Source organism: Dickeya sp. ws52 (assembly GCF_007210685.1).
Lineage (GTDB): Bacteria > Pseudomonadota > Gammaproteobacteria > Enterobacterales > Enterobacteriaceae > Dickeya > Dickeya chrysanthemi.
The window spans coordinates 1-328 of sequence record NZ_SZVX01000066.1; the positions used below are offsets into that span (position 1 = coordinate 1).

The following is a 328-nucleotide window of genomic DNA, read 5'->3' on the forward strand; positions in this document are numbered from 1 at the left end:
TGAATCTGTACGACGACCTTAACCGGCTGGTGGAGGAAACGGACGCACTGGGGAACCCGACGCGTTATCACTACCCCAGTGCGCAGGAGAGCCTGCCGGACAGCGTGACCGATGCGCTGGGCGGAACGGTGAAATTGGACTGGGACAGGCAGGGGCTGCTGACGGCGCGTACCGACTGTTCGGGGCAATGCACGACCTTTGAGTATGACCGCTATGGACAGTTGCTGACCTCTGTCGATGCGGAAGGTCACCGTACCCGTCGTGAATGGGATGCGCATGGGCAACTGGCGGGCGTTATCTACCCGGACGGCCGCCGGGATACGCTGCG

Annotated in this window: 1 protein-coding gene; it reads left to right on the forward strand. The window is 62.5% G+C overall.

Annotation, left to right across the window (positions count from 1 at the left end; genetic code table 11):
* Positions 1 to 328: RHS repeat domain-containing protein (locus tag FDP13_RS21540; RefSeq protein WP_143840381.1), on the forward strand; the 328-nt coding region annotated here is incomplete at both ends.